The organism is Streptomyces sp. NPDC001410 (assembly GCF_042895235.1).
Taxonomy (GTDB): domain Bacteria; phylum Actinomycetota; class Actinomycetes; order Streptomycetales; family Streptomycetaceae; genus Streptomyces.
In genome coordinates, this window is sequence record NZ_JBIAWE010000026.1 from 103,797 (window position 1) to 119,730 (window position 15,934).

At 71.5% G+C, this 15,934-nt stretch carries 15 protein-coding genes and 1 pseudogene; 9 read left to right on the forward strand and 7 right to left on the reverse strand.

Annotated features, from left to right (window positions below; genetic code table 11):
• Window positions 1–34: 34 nt before the first annotated feature.
• Window positions 35–481, forward strand: a complete 447-nt coding sequence (locus ACFY3C_RS41285; protein WP_390774512.1) for a MarR family transcriptional regulator — start codon at window positions 35–37, stop codon at window positions 479–481.
• A gap of 280 nt (window positions 482–761) precedes the next feature.
• Entirely contained in the window at window positions 762–1,259 is a 498-nt protein-coding gene (locus ACFY3C_RS41290) for an enoyl-CoA hydratase/isomerase family protein (RefSeq protein WP_390774513.1), read from the forward strand.
• 48 nt (window positions 1,260–1,307) lie between these two features.
• Here ACFY3C_RS41290 and ACFY3C_RS41295 read toward each other — a convergent pair.
• Both ACFY3C_RS41295 and ACFY3C_RS41300 read right to left on the reverse strand, forming a co-directional pair.
• Window positions 1,308–1,694, reverse strand: a pseudogene (locus ACFY3C_RS41295) (DUF5959 family protein); the annotation flags it as partial.
• Between the two features lie 118 nt (window positions 1,695–1,812).
• A complete protein-coding gene (locus ACFY3C_RS41300; RefSeq protein ID WP_390774514.1) occupies window positions 1,813–2,796 on the reverse strand; it encodes a helix-turn-helix domain-containing protein in 984 nt (327 codons plus the stop codon).
• A 56-nt stretch (window positions 2,797–2,852) separates the two neighbouring features.
• On the opposite strand from ACFY3C_RS41300, the gene ACFY3C_RS41305 reads away from it, so the two are divergent.
• Window positions 2,853–4,157 (forward strand): MFS transporter, encoded by a 1,305-nt coding sequence (locus ACFY3C_RS41305; RefSeq protein WP_390774515.1) that lies wholly within the window; start codon window positions 2,853–2,855, stop codon window positions 4,155–4,157.
• A 17-nt stretch (window positions 4,158–4,174) separates the two neighbouring features.
• On the opposite strand, the gene ACFY3C_RS41310 is transcribed toward ACFY3C_RS41305, so the two are convergent.
• Window positions 4,175–5,116: a LysR family transcriptional regulator gene (locus ACFY3C_RS41310; RefSeq protein WP_390774516.1), complete on the reverse strand. Its 942-nt coding sequence runs from the start codon at window positions 5,114–5,116 to the stop codon at window positions 4,175–4,177.
• Window positions 5,117–5,187: 71 nt separating this feature from the next.
• On the opposite strand from ACFY3C_RS41310, the gene ACFY3C_RS41315 reads away from it, so the two are divergent.
• Window positions 5,188–6,075, forward strand: a complete 888-nt coding sequence (locus tag ACFY3C_RS41315) for an SDR family NAD(P)-dependent oxidoreductase (protein ID WP_390774517.1) — start codon at window positions 5,188–5,190, stop codon at window positions 6,073–6,075.
• 32 nt (window positions 6,076–6,107) lie between these two features.
• Here ACFY3C_RS41315 and ACFY3C_RS41320 read toward each other — a convergent pair whose 3' ends face one another.
• Window positions 6,108–7,559: a purine-cytosine permease family protein gene (locus ACFY3C_RS41320; protein ID WP_390774518.1), complete on the reverse strand. Its 1,452-nt coding sequence runs from the start codon at window positions 7,557–7,559 to the stop codon at window positions 6,108–6,110.
• Between the two features lie 246 nt (window positions 7,560–7,805).
• Here ACFY3C_RS41320 and ACFY3C_RS41325 point away from each other — a divergent pair, with 246 nt between their 5' ends.
• Window positions 7,806–8,693 (forward strand): serine hydrolase, encoded by an 888-nt coding sequence (locus ACFY3C_RS41325; RefSeq protein WP_390774519.1) that lies wholly within the window; start codon window positions 7,806–7,808, stop codon window positions 8,691–8,693.
• A 22-nt stretch (window positions 8,694–8,715) separates the two neighbouring features.
• Here ACFY3C_RS41325 and ACFY3C_RS41330 read toward each other — a convergent pair whose 3' ends face one another.
• Complete coding sequence (locus tag ACFY3C_RS41330) at window positions 8,716–9,420, reverse strand: DUF4232 domain-containing protein (protein WP_386579876.1); 705 nt, start codon at window positions 9,418–9,420, stop codon at window positions 8,716–8,718.
• Window positions 9,421–9,676: 256 nt separating this feature from the next.
• On the opposite strand from ACFY3C_RS41330, the gene ACFY3C_RS41335 reads away from it, so the two are divergent.
• The 4 genes from ACFY3C_RS41335 (at window position 9,677) to ACFY3C_RS41350 (ending at window position 15,234) form a co-directional block, all read left to right on the forward strand.
• Window positions 9,677–10,756, forward strand: a complete 1,080-nt coding sequence (locus ACFY3C_RS41335) for an NAD(+)/NADH kinase (protein ID WP_390774520.1) — start codon at window positions 9,677–9,679, stop codon at window positions 10,754–10,756.
• A gap of 95 nt (window positions 10,757–10,851) precedes the next feature.
• Window positions 10,852–11,655: an intradiol ring-cleavage dioxygenase gene (locus ACFY3C_RS41340; RefSeq protein WP_386579871.1), complete on the forward strand. Its 804-nt coding sequence runs from the start codon at window positions 10,852–10,854 to the stop codon at window positions 11,653–11,655.
• 267 nt (window positions 11,656–11,922) lie between these two features.
• Window positions 11,923–14,178 carry an ATP-binding protein gene (locus ACFY3C_RS41345; protein WP_390774521.1) on the forward strand — a complete coding sequence of 752 codons (2,256 nt, stop codon included), beginning with the start codon at window positions 11,923–11,925 and terminating at the stop codon, window positions 14,176–14,178.
• Between the two features lie 294 nt (window positions 14,179–14,472).
• Window positions 14,473–15,234, forward strand: a complete 762-nt coding sequence (locus ACFY3C_RS41350) for a CAP domain-containing protein (RefSeq protein WP_390774522.1) — start codon at window positions 14,473–14,475, stop codon at window positions 15,232–15,234.
• Here ACFY3C_RS41350 and ACFY3C_RS41355 read toward each other — a convergent pair.
• Both ACFY3C_RS41355 and tatA read right to left on the reverse strand, forming a co-directional pair.
• The gene (locus tag ACFY3C_RS41355; protein WP_390774523.1) at window positions 15,231–15,377 is read right to left on the reverse strand and encodes a hypothetical protein; all 147 of its coding nucleotides are present in this window, start codon (window positions 15,375–15,377) and stop codon (window positions 15,231–15,233) included. The two genes, ACFY3C_RS41350 and ACFY3C_RS41355, sit on opposite strands and share 4 nt — an antisense overlap.
• Before the next feature lie 70 nt (window positions 15,378–15,447).
• Window positions 15,448–15,726 carry a Sec-independent protein translocase subunit TatA gene (tatA, locus tag ACFY3C_RS41360; RefSeq protein ID WP_390774524.1) on the reverse strand — a complete coding sequence of 93 codons (279 nt, stop codon included), beginning with the start codon at window positions 15,724–15,726 and terminating at the stop codon, window positions 15,448–15,450.
• Between the last annotated feature and the right edge of the window lie 208 nt (window positions 15,727–15,934).

Genomic DNA, 15,934 nt, shown 5'->3' on the forward strand with positions numbered 1-15,934 from the left:
GGCACTTCACCGAGAAGGACGAGAAGGAGCAGTCATGGCCACCACCGCCCCCACCGTCAACGGCCGGGTCATAGCCCTGGCGCACTATGCCGCGCGTGCCCTCCTGGAGGGCGTGCTGGTCAGCCACGGCGCCACATTCCACCAGAGTGTGACGCTCCGGGCCGTCGTGGTCGCGGGCGAGTCCGTCGGCCGCGACGAGCTCGTCGCCGACGTCACCGGCTCGCTGAAGACCGGCGAGTCGGTCGTGCGCGGCGTGATCGAGGAGATGACGGCCGCGAAGCTGCTGGAAGCGGATCCGGCGGAGACCTCCCGGATGCGGCTCACGGACAGCGGACGGGACCTGTACGAGAGCACCACCGCCGAGACCGCCGAGATCTCCGCCCGGCTGTACGCCGGCATTCCGGACGAGGACCTGGCGATCGCGGGCCGCGTGTTGAACCTGATCACGGAGCGGGCGAACGCCGAGTTGGCCGGCGCCTGAGGCGAGGATTCCTCAGTCGGGCAGCCCTCGAACGAACTTGGCGACCAGCGTCGCCACCGGCCAGCTCGTCGGAGACTTCTCGCGCGAAACAGGCGCCGTGCCTGCAGTTCCACGAGGAACCACTCCACCGGTTCTAGCCTCACACCATGACTGTCGACCAGAGTGGAATGTCTGGAGAGGCCCCCAAGGGGTTGGATACCATCCGCACGCGCGCTGACGGCGGTGTCCGGGTTTCGGGCAGTCGTGTTCGACAGCGCCGATCCGGATTTCTTCATTCCCCATGTGGATCGACGTACGCTTCGCCTCGCGCGAGCACGCCGTGCTGGGCCAGCCCGAGGTGGGTTTCGGGGCGCCGCCCGGCGCCGGGGGTGTCCAGCGGCTGGCCCGGCCCATGGGTGCCGGTCGCGCGCTCGAGGTACTCCTCAGCGCCGATGACTACGACGCGGAGCCGGCCGAGCGGTACGGCTGGATCAACCGTGCCGTTCCCGACGACGAACTCGATGCCGTAGTGGACCGGTTCGGCCACCGCGTCGCACGCTTCCCGGCCGACGCCGTCGTCGCGACCAAGGCCTCCGTCGCGCACGCGACCGCGCCCTCGGACGACGAGCTCCGCGCCGCCGCGGTCGTCTTTCAGCACTTCGTGCGCGAGGGCGCCGTGGGCCGGCGCACAGCTCTGCTGATGGAGCGCGGCCTCCAAACGCGCGGCAGGACGGAGCTCGATCTCGGCGAGGCGCTGGCGGCCCTTTCCCCTGACCGGTCGCACGACGAGGTGTCCTGATGCGACCGGCGCCCATGCGGTGATGCTCTCTGAGAACAGCTTGTCTCCCTACGCTGACAGCATCGGAACCCAGTGATTCATCACCTGGTGCAGACGCTGCCGGTGGTCGGCAATCCAGTCGTCCGGCAAGGCGATCGGCACGCGCACGGTGACCATGGATCCCGACACGTCCTCTACGACCACCTCCGGGCAGTCACGCTCGCCGCTCAGTTGGATGAAAATGGATGCCCCCCTGCTCATCCCCATCCAGGCGACGTCCTCACCGGCGTCAAGCCTGTTCAGCGCATCGGACCAGCTTTCCAACTTGGAAACGTACAACGCCAGGTAGCAGCGACCGGATACGAAGGGCGTCCTGACCACGATCTCGGCATCGAGCCCGGCTGCCCACCTGGGGTTCTGCCCCAGAACGTTGACGGTGACGCTGTTTCCCTCGTCATCGGCAAGGGAGTAGCTCCCTCGGAGCGATGTCGCCCATAGCTACCCCTTCATCGGCGAGTACCGCAGGATCCTCGTCCCGTCAGGGGTGCATCCGCCATCCATTTTGTTGGGAGTTCTAACGGCACAGCTCGTCGCCCAAGGCCGTGCGCGCGTACCGCACCGTACGGCCGCTGCGGGTCCGGCTGAGCAGCCCCGCGTCGTAGAGGACGGCCAGGTGCTGGCTGACCGCGCCGGGGGTGACGTTCAGGCGGTGGGCGAGTTCGGTCGTGGAGGCGGGTTCGGCGAGGAGGCTCAGCAGGCGGGCGCGCGGGCGGCCGAGGAGTCGTATCAGGGCGCGGTCGGTGACCGGTGGCGGTGCCTCGGAGAGGGTGGCGCGGCCGCGGGCCGGATAGATGAGCACCGGCGGGCGCGAGGGGTCGATCACCGTCTGGGCTCCCCGGGCGAAGACCGTCGGCATCAGCACCAGGCCGCGCCCGGCGATGCGGATGTCGGCCGGGGGCCAGGGGGCCGTGTCGCGCGTGCGGGTCAGCCGCAGCTGGTCGCCGGTCCACACGAGCCGCGAGTCGAGTCCGACGAAGAGTGCCGCTGCTCCTTGCTCCGCCAGCACCCTTGCCTGATGGGCGAGATCGGCCTCCAGGATGCTCTGCACGCGCGGCCACCAGCTGTCGTGGAGGCAGGTGTGCCAGTAGGCGTCGACGGCGTCGGTGAGCCGGGCGAGGAAGGCCGCGGGGTCGGCCAGGCCCCGTGCGACGACCGGTGGGAGGGCGTCGTCGGTGCGGTAGGTGGCGTGGAAGTCGGCGGTGACGACGTCCGGCGGGGTGCGGCGGACCTCGTCGAGTTCCTCGGAGAACGTGGGGCGGGCGCGGGCCGGGCGTGGGGTGAGGAAGTCGGGCACCCACAGCCAGGGGGCTATCAGAGCGGTGAGCACTTCGCGGTCGAGGGTCTCCAGGCGCGGGCGGATGCGGCGCAGCCACGGCCGGTGGTGCGGGTAGCGGGCCGGGTCGTGCAGGCAGCGCAGCGAGAACACCGCCTCCTGCAGCGGGGAGTAGGCGAAGGAGGTGGTGGCGAGGTCGCCGACGGCGAAGCGGAACTCGATCATTGAGTGCCACGCTAAATCATTGTCGGACGCCGGTGAAGACGGGGTTGGCTGTCGACATGACCACGACACCTGTCTCACCCGCCCCTGACCAGCACGACAGTCCCGAGGAGAGTCGCGCGACCCGTGCGGGCGGGCTGCTCCCGGCCGACCCGGTCCTGCGCCTCGCCACCGTGCTCACTGCCGTCAACTCCCTGGGCAACGGGCTCTACTTCCCGCTCGGCATCCTCTACTTCACGCGCATCGTCGGCCTGGACGCGACGGCGGTCGGTGTCGGGATGACGGTCGCGGGTCTGGTGGGTGTCGCCGCCGGGGTGCCTGCCGGGCGGGCCGCGGACCGGTGGGGCGCCCGGCGGATGGGGGCCCTGCTGTGGGGTGGCACCGGCATCGCCACGGCCGCGTACACGCTGGTCCACTCCTACGCCGGGTTCCTCGTGACGGTGATCTGTGCGACGGCGTTGCAGATGGCGAGCCGCGGGGTGCAGGGCGCGCTCTACGCCGACGTGCTGCCTGCGGCCACGCGGGTGGAGGCACGGGCGTATCTGCGGATGGTGACCAACGTCGCGATGGGCCTGGGCGGCGCGCTCGGCGCGGTCGCCCTCCAACTGGACACCCGGGGCGCGTATCTGACGGTGATCCTGGTGAACGCGCTGACCTTCGCGGGCCCCGCGCTGCTGGTGCCGCGGATGCCGCTGGCGTCGCACGTGCGCGAGCGGGCGGCGCTGGACGACGACGCCCCGGCCGTGGACCGCTGGCGGGCGGTGCGTGACGTGCCGTTCCTGGCGGTGACCGTGCTCAACGCGGTGCTGGTCGTGCAGTACACGCTGTCCGAGGTCGGGTTGCCGCTGTGGGTCGTGGAACGGACCGAGGCGCCGCGCTGGACGGCGGCCCTGCTGATGATCGTCAACTGTGTGCTGGTGGCGCTCCTACAGGTGCGGGCCGCCCGCCGCGCCTCCCAAGTGCCCAGCGCAGTACGGGCGATGGGCTGGGCGGGACTGCTGCTCGCGGTGTCCTGCGCGGTGTACGCCCTGTCCGCGGGCCTCTCCCCCGTGTGGGCCGTGCTGTCGCTGACCGCCGGTGCGGTGGTCCAGGTCTTCGCGGAGGTGCTGTCGGCGGCCGGTGGCTGGACCCTCGGGTACGCACTCGCCGACGCCCGGGCGCACGGCGTGTACCAGGGTGTGTTCGGCTCCGGGATGTCGGCGGGGATGATGGCGGGACCGGCCCTGGTCACGGTCACAGCGATCGCCCACGGCACGCTCGGCTGGGCGGTGCTCGGCGTGGTGTTCGCCGTGGCCGGGCTCGCGGTGGCCCCCGCCGTACGCTGGGCCCAGCGGGACGGCGCCTGGCGGGGCGAACCGGCCTGACGCCGCACCTCCGTCGGTCAGGGGGACGGCTGTGTCCGCTCCGGTGTGTCGAGGTCAAGGGCCGCACCGCGGAGGGCTGTTGCCACGCGGGTGACCGCTTCGGCCGGCGGGTGCGGCAGGCGGGCCAGGAGCAGGCGGCGCTGCTCCTGGGGGCCGCCGCGGACCGGCAGGATGCGTACACCGGGCGGCGCGGCGGGGGTTAGTGAGGCCGGCACGGTGGTCAGTCCGCAGCCGGCGGCGACCAGGTGGAGCTTGGCCAGCCAGTCGCGGGCGGTGTGGGCGATGTCGGGCCGCTCGTCCAGGCCCGGCCACACCCCCATCAGCCCGTCCTCTCCGGAGGAGGACCCGGCGATCCAGCGCTGACCGCGCAGGTCGGCCACGTCGACGAAGTCGCCGCGGGCGAGCGGGTGGGTGGCCGGCACCGCGAGGCGCAGGGCGCGCTCGGTGAGCGTCCGCAGCACCAGCGGGGGTGACTCGGCGTCCGGCGGCCGGAACGGCGGCGCCGACGCCAGCAGCGCCAGGTCCAGGCTGCCGGCGCGCAGGGCGCGGACCAGGGCCGGCGTGCCGCCCTCCCGGCCGACCACGTTCAGGCCGGGGTCCGTGCGGCGCAGCGCGGTCAGGGCCCTGGGCACCAGCACCGCTCCGGCGCTGGGGAACCAGCCGAGCCGGACCGTACCGGCCTGCCCGGGAAGGCCGGACAGTTCGCGCGCGGCCGCGTCGATCTCGTCGAGCACGACCGTCGCCCGGCGCATGACGACCCGGCCCGCCGCGGTCAGCCGTACGCCGTCGCGCCTGCGTTCCAGCAGTTCGGTGCCCGCCGCGCGTTCGATCGCGGCGATCTGCCGGGACACCCCCGACTGGGTGTAGCCCAGCGACGCGGCGGCCGCGGTTAAGGTTCCCTGCTCGGCCACCGCGCGAAAGACGCGCAGTGCCGTGAGCGACACATCGGTGAAGTCCATGACGTTTACGCATACCAGCCGTGCGGAACTTTCGTTGGACTCATGGACCATGCGTTTCTAGCGTGGCATGCATGAACGCTTCGCGAATCGCCCTCGTCACGGGCGCCAACCAGGGTCTCGGCCGCGCTCTCGTCGAGGGGCTGGCGGCTCGTATGAGCCCCGACGACCTGGTCCTGCTCACCGGCCGCAACCCGCGGCGCGTCGCCGAGGCCGCCGCCGAGGTGGCCCGACTGCCCACCACCCGCAGTCAGGTCCAGGGCCGGGTCCTGGACGTCACCGACACCGACGCCATCGACCGGCTGGCCGGTGAACTCCACCGGCAGTACGGCGGCGTCGACGTGGTGATCTCCAACGCGGTCGCCCGGGTACTGCCCGACGAGTCGCAGTCCGAGCGCGCCGACGAGTTCATCGACGTCTCCAACACCGCCACACACGCGATCCTGCGTTCCTTCGGGCCCGTTCTGCGCCCGGGCGGGCGGCTGCTCGTCGTGGCCAGCAGCCTGGGCACCCTCGGCCACCTCGATCCGCGGCTGCACCCCCTCTTCGACGGTGCGAGCCTCGACCAGGTCGAGTACGCCGTCGAGTCCTGGCGCAGCGCGGTCCACAGCAGGACCGCGGAGGAGGCGGGCTGGCCGCGCTGGCTCAACGTGCCCTCCAAGGTGGCGCAGGTCGCCGCCGTCCGGGCGGTCGCGGCCGAGCGCCGCGCACACGACCTCGCCGCCGGCACCCTGATCGCCTCCGTCTGCCCCGGCATGGTCGACACGGCCACCTCCCGCCCGTGGTTCAGCGACTACAGCCAGGCCCGGTCCCCCGCCGACGCCGCCCGGCCCGTGCTCGACCTGGTGTTCACCGAGGGCGTCGATCCGGTGCTCTACGGCGAGCTGGTCCGCTTCGGCAAGCCCTTGCCCTGGCACGACGGCGCGCCCCTGGTGGAGCAGGACCGGATGCTCAGGCCGTGACCTGGCCAGGGGCAGTGACCGGGTCCCTTGCGTCACGGTTCGCGGTGCTCGTGTGCCGCGCGTTCCAGTGCCGCGGCCTCCGCCTCCGCCACGCGTGTCTCGGCCTCCACGTCGATCGAGCGGGTCAGCCACCAGTACAGCAGTGCGGAGACCGGCAGGCCGATGAACAGGGAGATGTCCGCTCCGCCGAGCGCGTCGGCGGCGGGGCCGACGTACAGGGTGCCGACGGAGAAGAACGGGATCATGACGGCGAAGCCGACCAGGTACGCGATGATGCCGTGCCAGCCCCAGCGCCCGTAGATGCCGTTCGGGTTGAAGATCTCGGCGATGGCGTAGTGCCCGCGGCGTACGACGTAGTAGTCCATGAGGTTCACCGCGGTCCACGGGATGAACAGGTAGAGCACCAGCAGCAGGAAGTTGTTGAAGTTCGCGAGGAAGTTGGAGGTCGCGGCGAGCGCGCCGACCAGGGAGAGAGCCGCGGTCAGGCCGAGGGTCAGCAGACGCACGCCGAGCGTGGGCTGCACCCGCTTGAACGAGTCGATGGCGCTGATGAGGGTCAGTGAACCGCCGTACACGTTCAGCGCGGTGACCGACACCAGGCCCAGGGCGGAGAAGAGCAGCACGATCGCGCCGAATCCGCTGAACACCTTGTCGCCGGCGGCGTTGATCGACGCGATCGTCTCGAAGTCCTTGCCGGCCCAGGCGGCCAGCAGCGATCCGAGCACCATCAGCCAGATACCGCCGAGCGCGGAGCCGAAGTACGTCCAGTAGAAGGTCTTGCGGACGGTCACGTCCGGCGGGAGGTAGCGCGAGTAGTCCGAGACGTAGATCGCCCAGCTGATCTGATAGCCGGCGACCACGCCGAACTGGGCCAGGAACGGCGTCCACTTGAAGGCGCCGAGGTCGAAGGAGCCCGTCGGGTAGTGCAGGGTGGCCAGGACACCGATGGTGAAGATCCCGAAGATGAGAAGGAAGGTGTAGGTCAGGAACCGCTCGGCCTTGTGGATGACGTCGTAGCCCACCAGCGCGATGACGAGCGCGACCACGGTGACCACGACCACCCACAGCTTGACGCCGCCGTGCACCGTGGTGTGCAGGGCGTCGGCGGCGAGGATGCTGTTGAAGACGTTGAATCCCGCGTACTGGATGTAGGCGAAGAGCCACACCAGGAGGGCACCGACGTAGCCGAACTGGGGCCGCGACTGGATCATCTGGGGCAGGCCCAGCTGGGGGCCCTGAGCGGAGTGGAAGGCCATGAAGAAGGTGCCGATCAAGGTACCGGCGACGATGGCCAGCAGCGACCAGATGAGGTTGCCGCCCTCGGTGATGCTGATCAGCCCCACCGCGAGGGTGGCGATCTGGGCGTTGGACATGAACCACAGGGGGCCGAGATGCCACAGCTTGCCGTGCCGCTCGTCCAGGGGGACGTAGTCGATCGACCGGATCTCCAGGCCCGACACTCTCGGCTCAGCTGATGTGCTCATGACGCCTCCCGGGCCCAGTGTGCCTCTCTGGTCACTCTCTTCCCCCCGGGTGAGGAGGGCAAGCCGTTCCGATGTTCACGCGGCGTGAGCGGTGGGTCGCGTTCGGTTCTCGTGTGCCCGTTGTTGCTCTGCTCACAATTCACTCCTAAACGGGCCTGCCGTGGCAGCGGTCACTTCGCGAAGCGGGCGTTTTGTTTACGTTCGCAGTCCTGTGTCCCTGTCCCCTGAACTGCCGAGGCCCTCTCCATGGCGTACCGAATCCGCTCCTCGTCGCACCCCCGAGGCCCCCGCGCGGCGATCTGTGGCGTCCTCGCGGCCGCGGCGTCGGCACTGCTCGCGGCCGGTGCGCTCGCCCCGGCACCGGCGGTCGCGGCCACCATGTCGACGGCGTCCGGCTCCGCCCCGGCCGACTTCTCCGCGTCGGTGCACGCCAAGGGCAAGGCGCGCGTGACGGCCGCGGTGCTCGACCTGGAGGGCACGGGCCGGACGCCCAAGGTGTACGGCGACGACACCGCCTACGACACGGCGAGCATCATCAAGGTCGACATCCTCGCCGCGGTGCTGCTCCAGGGACAGGACTCCGGGCACGCCCTGACCGCGAAGGAGCGTGCCCAGGCGGAGGCGATGATCGAGCACAGCGACAACACGGCGGCGAACGCCCTGTGGCGGCGCATCGGCCTCGCCCCGGGACTGCAGGCGGCCAACAAGCGGCTGGGACTGACCACCACCAAGGGCGGCCCCGGCGCCAAGTGGGGACTGACCCGGACCACGGCGAGCGACCAGATACGGCTGCTGCGCGCGGTCTTCGACACCGGGGCCGCCTCGAAGACGGGCTCCGCGCGCGCACTCAGTGACACGTCCCGCGGCTACATCCGTGCGCTGATGGGCCGTATCGCCCCCGAGCAGTCCTGGGGCGTCTCGGCTGCCGCCGGCTCCGAGTGGGCCCTGAAGAACGGCTGGCTGCAGCGCAACACGACCGGGCTGTGGGACGTCAACAGCGTCGGCCGGATCACGGTCGGCGGACACCAGTACCTCGTCGCGGTCCTGTCGGACGGCAACACCTCGATGAAGGACGGCGTCGCGCTGGTGGAGCGGGCGGCCCGGGCCGCCGTCTCCTCGACGACGGCCCACTGACGCCGCCCGGCTCCCGACGAGGTCAGGAAGGCTTGACCGCCGACACGGCGGTCGCGGTGACCTTGTTGTCGCACTCGGCGATCTCACCGTCCGACAGGGCGACCTGGTGGGCACCCGACCCGGGCAGGCCGACCACAAGCGTCGGGTACACGGTGGGCTTCGCGCCGGACGCGCAGTAGCCGTCGCCCTCGCCCTGCACCTGGACGAAGGTCAGCTTCACCCATGCCTTGCCGCCCGGCGCGACCTTCACGCTCGACGCGGAACCGGCGGGGGTGACCTTCAGCGGAGCGTTGTGCTCGGGCGAGCCGTTGCCCGCCCCCGCCACCGTCGGGTGGCCCTGCAGGACGCACGCCTTTCCGGAGACGTTGGTGAACTCGACGATCGCCGCTCCGGTGCCGGTGCCGTCCGGGCGGTTGGCAGCCTGGTACGCCGTCGCCTTCAGGGCGGTGAGCGGACACGTCGGCGCGGTGCCGCCCGACGGGTCGGACGCCGGCGTGGCCGTCGCGCCCGAAGGGGTGGAGGTGCCGCTGCCGGCGGGCTTCGAGGCAGCGGTGGACGGGCTGCTGGGAGACGAGGCCGTGGGGGAAGCGGCCGCGGTGGACGGAGCCTGGGACGACTTCTCGGCCGACGGAGCGCCGCCACTCGACTGGCACGCGGTCAGCGACAGGGCGGCCGCGATCGTGACCATCGCCGACGCGGTGACGCGGATGGTGTTTCGGTGCTGCATGGGGTCCCCCGATTTCGGAAGCAAACAGGTCGTCCGGCTCGGTGCCGGTGGTCACGGACAGAGACAGACCAACCTGACCAGGGGTTCCGCTGTGGATCAGCTGTGACATGGCAGTGACAGATATCCGGCCGGATCGGCACGTAGGCACAGGTTAGGGCCGGGCAGGCTCCTGCCCCGGCAGCGGCGTGGCGTGTCAGGTGCGGGCCGGGGATCGTGGTGGGGAGGGCCCTCTGTACGAGCCGGTTTGGAGGCGGGTATGACCGTGAACCGTATCGGCCTGGTCGTGCACGGCGGACGGGCGGAGGCCGTGGCCGCGGCGAGCGCCGTGCGTGAGTGGAGCGCCGAGCACGCCGTGGAGTGTGCCGACATCGACGTGTGGCAGGAGGGCGCGCGGCACAGCGCCCGGGAGGAGCTCGACGCCGCGGGCGATCCGGATCTCATCGTCACCCTCGGCGGCGACGGAACCTTCCTGCGCGGTGCCCGGCTGGCGGCCGAGAACGACGCCCTGGTCCTCGGCGTCGACCTCGGCCGGGTGGGCTTCCTGACGGAGGTGCCCGCCACGGCCGTGCGCGCGGCGCTGGACGCCGTACGGGAGGACCGGATCACCGTCGAGAGCCGGATGCTCCTCACCATGCGGGCGTCCTGCCGGCTGGAGGTGCCCGATCAGGTGGAGGCGCTGGTGCACTACGCCCGTGGGCCGATGCTGCCCCCGCCCCGGGTGCGCATGGAGTGCGAGACCAGTGACGACTGGGGTGTCGCCCTGAACGTCACGGCGCTGAACGACGTCGTCCTGGAGAAGCTGGCCAGGGACCGGCAGGTGTCGGTGGGCGTCTATCTCGCCGGGCGGCTCCTCGCGTCGTACTCCGCCGACGCGCTGCTGGTGGCCACGCCCACGGGCTCGACCGCGTACAGCTTCGCCGCCGGTGGTCCGGTCGTCTCGCCCCGCGCGGAGGGCCTCATCTTCACCCCGGTGGCCCCGCACATGACGTTCAACCGGTCGGTCGTGGCCGCTCCGGACGAGCCCATCGCGCTGCGGGTCCTGGAACGGTCGGGCCAGGCCGCCGTCAGCATCGACGGCCAGGTGCGCGGGGTGCTCAACCCCGGGGACTGGATCGGCGTGTACGCCGCCCCCCGCCGGCTCAAGGCGGTGCGGCTCGGCCCCACGGACTTCTACGGCCGGCTGCGCGAGCGCATGAACCTCACCGACGCGCCGGCCGCGCTCGCCGACGGGGTCGCGGCTCCGCTGTGGCCGGTGACGTCGCCCCCGCCGGGCGATCTCGCGCACCTGGCCATGCCCACGGCTCCCGACGCGGCGGAGCGGCAGCGGCTTCCCTGAGGTCTGCCGCACGGCCTCGGGGGTTTCGTAACGCCTCCGATTTCATCGGTCGTCCGTACGATCCCAGGCGCCGGCGCACACGCCATCGTCACAGCATGACTGACACCCCCCACCACAACACCGCGGAACCGCAGCGCGCCCCCGAGCCGGCCGACACCCCGGCCGGCGCCACCCGCAGATCGGTCATCGCCACCCTGGGCGGCGCCACCCTCGGCGTGGCCGCACTGGGCCTCGCCGCCACGCAGCCGGCCGCCGCCGCGGATCCCCGCACCCCGGCCCGGCTCGCCGCGGCGTGCGTCCTCACGCCCGAGCAGACCGAGGGGCCCTACTACCTGGACCTGGAGACGGTCCGCAAGGACATCACCGAGGGCAAGGCCGGCGTTCCGCTCACCCTGCGCGTCACGGTGACGGACAGCACCACCTGCGCCCCGCTGCCCAATACGGCGGTCGACATCTGGCACTGCGACGCGCTCGGGATCTACTCCGGTTACGTGGCCGGCGGTTCCACCCCGGACACGACCTTCCTGCGCGGTGTGCAGCTGACCGACGCCGCCGGCGTCGCCGAGTTCACCACCGTCTACCCGGGCTGGTACGTCGGCCGGGCCCTGCACATCCACGTCAAGACACATGCGGGCGGCACGGTGTCCAACGGGACGTACCACGGCGGCCATGTGTCCCACACGGGCCAGCTCTACTTCCCGGAGACCTACAACACCAGGGTCGCCGCCCTGTCCCCCTACCGGAACAACAGGGCGACCCGCACGCTCAACGCCAGGGACGGCATCTACCGCAACGGCGGGTCCTCGACCCTGCTGACCCTCACCCAGGCGGGCAGCGACCTCGGCAAGGGAGTGACCGGAACCGTCGTACTCGGGATCGACCCCGGCGCCACGCCCTGACGGGATGGTTTCCTCCCCGGAGCGGGCGGCCAGGAATCGGGGATGACCCGGAGTCGAACGTGTGAGGCATGCGGTGCAGCACTGACCACGAGACCGCACGGCGGTCGGCCGGCCCGGTACTGTTCCAACGCCTGCAGACAACGGGCGCTCCGGCTGCGACTTGCAGCACGGCGAGCCTCGCCGTCCGGACCGCCGCCCCCTGCCACCCACGACCACGGCCCCGTCCTGCTGCCGGCGCTCGACTCCTTCGTCGGCCGGCAGCAGGAGATGTCCCGCCTGCGCGTCCTCCTGAGAAGCACCCGGCTGCTGACGCTGACCGGTGCGGGCGGGGTGGGCAAGACACGGCTGGCGCTGGAGTGCGCCAGGGGGTTGCCGAACCGCTTCGCCCGGGTGGACCTCGTGGAGCTGGACTCGCTGCGGGACGGCTCTGTGCTGACGCAGTCCGTGGCGGCCGCGCTGGGCGTGGGCGAACGAGCGGGCCGGACCGGCGCCGACGGTCTGGTCCGTGCGATCGGGGACGCCTCCCGGCTGCTGGTCCTGGACAACTGTGAGCATCTCGTCGAGCCGTGCGCCCGGCTGGTCGCGACCTTGCTCGGCCGCTGCCCTCGGCTGCGGATCCTGGCCACCAGCCGGGAGGCCCTGCGGGTGCCCGGAGAGACGGTGTTCCGGGTCGGTGAGCTGGCCCTGCCCCCGGCCGACGCCGGGGACGACGTGGCGGCCCTGCTTCGGGCGGATGCCGTGCGGCTGTTCGTCGAGCGCGCGTCGAGCCGCTCGCCCGGCTTCTCGCTCGACCGGGGCAACGGTCGTACGGTTGCCGAGATCTGCCGGCGGCTGGACGGCCTGACCCTGGCCGTCGAACTCGCGGCCCGGCACGTCGGCGCCCTCGCGCCGGGCGACATCCTGGCCGGGCTGGACGACCAGGTGTGCCAGCTGGACCTCCTGGCCGACGGAAACAGAACCGGGCCCCGTCGCCACAGCGGGCTCGCCGCCGCCGTCGACTGGAGCCATCGGCTGCTGGACCCGGCGGAGCAGGCCGTCTTCAGGCGTCTCGCGGTCCTGGTCGGTGGCTTCGACGTGGCCGCGGCACGGTCGGTGTGCGTGAGCGACGGCATCGGACCGGGGCAGGTCTTCCGCATTCTGTGCGCCTTGGAGGCCAAGTCCCTGGTCGTACGTCTGCCGGGTGACGCAGCGCCGACCCGCTTCAGGCAGCTCGGTGCCATCCGCGCCTACGCCCTGGAGCGGCTGCGCGCGTCCGGCGAGCTGCCGGGCACCCTGCGACGAGCCCTCACCTGGCTGACCGCACTGGCCGACGGGGGCCGCGGGGACGTGTTCGCCGACCAGGCGAGCAGCCCGCTGGCGGCGGAACGGGACAACCTCGCCTCGGTACTGGCCTGCGCCACCGGCCACGACGAGGCCGCGCAGGCGCGGCTCACACTGGAGCTGGCCCGCGTCCACTACCAGCAGGAGCAGCCGTCGGCCGCCCGCGCGCTGCTGACCGGACCACTACGCGAAGCGGACGGCTGGGCGCCGGGCGGAGAGGCGCCGGCGCTCGCCGCGCGGGTGGCCTGCCAGCAGGCCGACCTGCACGAGGCGCTGCGCCGGGGCGAGCAGGCCGTGGCCAGGGAGCGGGCGCGCCACGACCCCGCCGGACTGGCCAACGCCCTGGACGCCCGGGCTGCGGCACGGCTGTGCCGCGAGGAGTTCGCCGAGGCCGTCGCGGACCTGCGCGAGTGCCGGGACGTCCTCGCCTCGCTCGGCACAGCCGAGGAGATCGCGTGGTGCACCCATCACCTTGCCTGGGCGCTGCTCCAGGCGGGTCTGGCGCCGGAAGCCGACGCGCTCATGGCGCGGTGCCTGCCGGTGCTCAGGGAGCACGCGCCCTGGCCCCGGACCGCAGCCGCGCTGCACACCGCGGGAGCCGTACGCCTGGCCCTCGGGCAGGTGGAAAGCGCCGAGCACCTGTTCACCGAAGTCCTGCGGATCACCCCCGGGACGAGCTTCCACTCGCTGTATCCCGTCGAGGGCCTGGCCCTCGTGGCCGCCGAGCGCGGGGACCCGCAGCGCGCCCTGCGGTTGTACGAGGCGAGCGCACAGGCACGGCGCCGGCTGGACACCGAGCCCGAAGCACCCTGGCGACGCACGATGGAACAGGCGGCGGACCGGGTCGGGAAACTGCTGTCGCCGGCCGCACGGGAGGCCGCCGTCACCGGCGCACGGGGGCTGCACGGGGAGCGGCTCGTCGCGTACGCCCTGCGGACGAGCAGCGGCACGGACGAGCGGTCACGGCTGACCGCCCGGGAGTTCATGGTGGTCGAGCTGGTGACGGAAGGGCTGACCAACCGGCAGATAGCCGAACAACTCAGACTTTCGATGCATACGGTCGCCACGCACCTGGACAAGGTGCGCGACAAGTTGGGCCTTCGCTCGCGCACACAGATCGCCCTCTGGGCGGCCGACGAGAACCGGAAGCTTTGGTTCCGTGACATCCGTCACGCCACCCCGAGAGCTAGGGACGCCGAATAGTAGATACCGTTCTGGCGACATATGGGATTTGTCCGGCTTGGCGTGGGCACCTGGCGGGTCGGGCAGGACGGTATTGCGTCGACTCGGCGTTCTCACCCGTTCCCCGAAACACACTGGGTTTCTGACGGGGCAACAGCATTCTCCGCAAACTGCAAACGTGGGACCAGCACGCTCCCCTGCGCTTGGCAAGGGCCTTCAGCATCTACGAAGCAAGGTAGTACGAAGGCTCTTTGCGCTCCCTGTGAGGGCTTTCTAAGAATGACGGCCCGCAGGAAGTTACCGGTGAGGTCACGCATGGCGAAGCATCGTAAGAAGCAGCACTACCGGCGGTTGGTCATTGGGGCGGTCGTCCTGAGTGCGGTGGGCGTACCGTCCGTCGCCATGGCCTGTAGCGACTGGGGGAACGACGGCGGGCCCCGGGCCGGCGGCGCCGGGAACTACTCGGCCCAGACCTGGCAGTACCACGATCACCACCGGAAGAGCCACTGGAATCACCACTGGCAGGGCGGCGAGAGCAGCGCGCCCACTGCGGCGCGGTCGAAGACTCCGACCGCCTCCGCGACCCCCCACAAGACAGCAAAGCCGAAGCCGAAGCCCACCGCGACGCACAGCGCCCCCAGGCCGACCGCCTCCGCGACTCCCACCCCGCGGAGCACCCCGAAGCCGACCGCCACTGCCTCCGGGGTCGTCGCTCGCATCGTGGCGCTCGTCAACGCCGAGCGCAGCAAGGTGGGTTGCTCGGCCCTGACCCTGAACTCGACCCTGACGAAGGTGGCGCAGGCCCACAGTCAGGACATGGCGGCGCACCAGAACATGTCGCACACCGGGTCCGACGGGTCCTCCCCCGGCGACCGGATCACGCGCGGCGGCTACAACTGGAGCACCTACGGCGAGAACGTCGCCTACGGCTACTCCACTCCCGAGCAGGTGATGGCGGGCTGGATGTCCAGCCCCGGCCACCGGGCCAACATCCTCAACTGCTCGTTCAAGGAGATAGGCGTCGGCCTGGCGCAGCCCAACAGCTACTGGACCCAGGACTTCGGGACCGCCCGCTAGCCGGCGGACGGCTGGCCTTCGGCCGCCCCCAGCACCGCACCGCTCGGGCGGGTGCGGTGCTGGGGGCGGCCGAAGAGCTTTCGGTACATGACACCGAGCCCCGCGGCCTGGAACAGGGCGCCCACGACGTTCCCGGCTTTCAACGATCCCTGAGCACGGCGACGCAAGCCTGAGCAGCCGTACCCGCGTTCGCACGCGCGGCTACCCAGGAGGTCAGCGAGCGGCGGTCTCCTCGGCGACCGTGCGAGCCGCGGCCGCCTCGTCCGGCGCGGTCTGGTTGACCTTGGGGGCCGGCTGCTCGGGCGCGGCGTCGGCGGGGGCCGCGGACTGCGCGACGCCGTCGTCCTTCATGGCCTTCGCCTCGCTCTTGAGGATGCGCATCGACTTGCCGAGCCCGCGAGCGGCCTCCGGAAGCTTCTTCGAGCCGAACAGCACGATGACGACGATCGCCACGATCAGCAGGTGCCAGGGTTCCAGTCCGTTGCGCAGCATCCCACCCACCCCTTCTCCACGCCGGACAGCGGTGCGCACCGGACGGCCGCACCTGTTGCCATGATTGCTACATTGCGCAACTTTCCAACGGCTATATCCGCACCGGGACTTCAGATCAGTCGTCGGAGTCGGGCTTGGTGCGTGCCGCCGCGTAGGCCTGGGCCGGTGTCATGGGAACGCCGCCCAGTTCAACCGTCTTGTACGGGCT